General features: G+C 57.5%; 1 protein-coding gene and 2 pseudogenes. 2 read left to right on the top strand and 1 reads right to left on the bottom strand.

Translation table 11 applies throughout. The features are described 5' to 3' along the window. Positions 1 to 335 precede the first annotated feature (335 nt). Both NKJ32_RS35290 and NKJ32_RS35295 read left to right on the top strand, forming a co-directional pair. Positions 336 to 587: pseudogene (locus NKJ32_RS35290) on the top strand (flavin reductase); the annotation flags it as partial. Positions 588 to 857: 270 nt separating this feature from the next. Beyond that, the gene (locus NKJ32_RS35295; RefSeq protein WP_352830557.1) at positions 858 to 1,550 is read left to right on the top strand and encodes a hypothetical protein; all 693 of its coding nucleotides are present in this window, start codon (positions 858 to 860) and stop codon (positions 1,548 to 1,550) included. Positions 1,551 to 1,684: 134 nt separating this feature from the next. Here the strand turns inward: NKJ32_RS35295 and NKJ32_RS35300 are convergent. Beyond that, a pseudogene (locus NKJ32_RS35300) lies at positions 1,685 to 2,025 on the bottom strand (hypothetical protein); the annotation flags it as partial.

Raw genomic sequence — 2,025 nt, forward strand, 5'->3', positions numbered from 1 at the left:
GAAAGGACCATGAAACGCTTCAAGTCGGCACGCCAGCTTCAGCGGTTCGTATTTACAGCGCCGGCCCTCACTATTCAAGCCCAAACCGCCCTACTGTGCGCCGCCTAACCCCGGAGTACGAGGCGGCGTCAGTCATTCTGACGCGCAGCTCAGCCGGGGTGTTCGGCGGCGGGGGGCATGGCGGCAATCTGCGGGTCGTAGCGGCCCCTGATCGCGGGCAGACCGGCCTCGGGGGAAAACCGTTCACTTTCCAAACCAGGTTTGACCGATTTCCCCGGTCGCGACATCCGCTTAGGGTTGCTGTCAGTTCACTTAAAACTGCAGGAGGGACCGCGTTGTCCGCACAATCTTCCCAGCGCGCTTTCGATGTAAAGGCGGGCACCAGCGATGTCGCCAACCATTCTGCCGACGCCGAGGGGCTGGAACGCGCCTTGCGCGCGCTGGTCGGCGGCGTCAGCATCATAACGGCAGGGGAGGGCGAGGCCCGCACGGGAGCGACGGTCACGTCGGCGACCGCGCTTTCGATCGAGCCGCCGCGCATCATCATTTCCCACAACCGTTCCTCCTCGACACGGCCTGTGGTCGAGGCGCCAGATCGGCTGCAGGCTTAAGAAGTACGACATCCAGATGGAACGCCTGCGATCCGATGTCGGAGTTACGACATTCTGTCCGGCACGCGGCACGTGCCAGACGGGATAGCCAAGACAAATCAGCACTGGGCGTTTGGCACGCGTCTTGAACGCGTCGCCTAGTCAAGGGGTCAGCGCTATGGGTCGCTCCGTCGAGTCTTCGTAACGACAGTGCTAGCTGACAATATTCGTTCCGTGTGGCGGTGGTGAAAAAAAGGTGATTTTACAATGAGCGTTCCAAATTTGACGAAACTGGCCAATGCGCTCGGAACTGACAAGGGCGATGAGGTTTTCCACGCCCATGGCTACACCAGCTTTTACTCGTTTCTGTTCGAGGAATTCCGGCGCGAACCTTTCACGATGGTCGAGATTGGACTGCAGCGCGGCTGTGCCGATCCCGAAGAACTGCTCACTCGCAAGGTCGAAGACATACCGTCGATCAAGATGTGGTTGGAGTTCTTTCCCAAAGCTAACATCATCGGCTGCGACATTTCAGATTTCAGTGCCTTCAAGATAGACCGCTTTCGTTTCGAGCGGCTGGACATGGGCGATCCGGCAGCCCTGGAACGCCTTGCGGGCTCACTGCCGCCCGTAAGGATCATCATCGACGATGCCTCGCACGCCGCTTACCATCAGCAGCTTGCTCTAGCAAAGCTTTTTCCGATCGTCGAGCCAGGCGGCTTTTACATCATCGAGGATCTGCATGTCACGCACCTGACTGCCGCAAGATTGCCGTCCTGTAGCCCGACCGCTGCGGTAGTCGAGAGGTTCAAGCACACGCGCCAACTCGACATCGCCTTCCTGTCCCCGATCGAGCGCAGAAACCTCGAGACGTCGATCCGAAAGATGTTCATCCATCGCAACGACAAAGGCGGCGTCAGCCGCTGGGCCATGAAAATGGTCGGATTTGAAAAGTATTAGAGCGCCAATCACGCAGCTTCTGCTCGCTAAAGGTGATCATGAGGTATTGGTCGAAGCTTCAATCTTTGAATCAATCGAATTGACGATATGGCGTCACTATGCGCATTTGCGGCATTAAGCTGACGCAGATGAGGCTATCGCCCTCGTTGAAGACGGGCGGCCGGTCTACGAATTTCGCATTCAGATGGGCGCTGGTGTTGTTGCAGAATGAGGAGCAGCTTGCGTTTCGCATCATGGCCCGTGGGCGCTGTAAAGTTATCAGCGGATTGATGCAGCGATAGCTGGCCGGGACAGCTGTCACGCTGGGGCGACACACGAGATTTTGTTCCAGATTTGCATGGCGGGGTTACGCAGGTCTCGATGTTGACCGATGACAGCGTATTACGGGGAAAATGGAACAGGTTGACAATCGGATCATGATGGAAACGAACCGCTGAAGCTGGCGTGCCGCCTTGAAGCGCTTCATGGTCCTTTT

Origin of the sequence: Mesorhizobium sp. M0159, from assembly GCF_040322295.1 — a bacterium.
Taxonomy (GTDB): domain Bacteria; phylum Pseudomonadota; class Alphaproteobacteria; order Rhizobiales; family Rhizobiaceae; genus Mesorhizobium.

What these genes read in the sequence shown, in the direction of transcription:
- NKJ32_RS35295 (WP_352830557.1), top strand. Translation starts at nt 858, where the DNA reads ATGAGCGTTCCAAATTTGACGAAACTGGCCAATGCGCTCGGAACTGAC.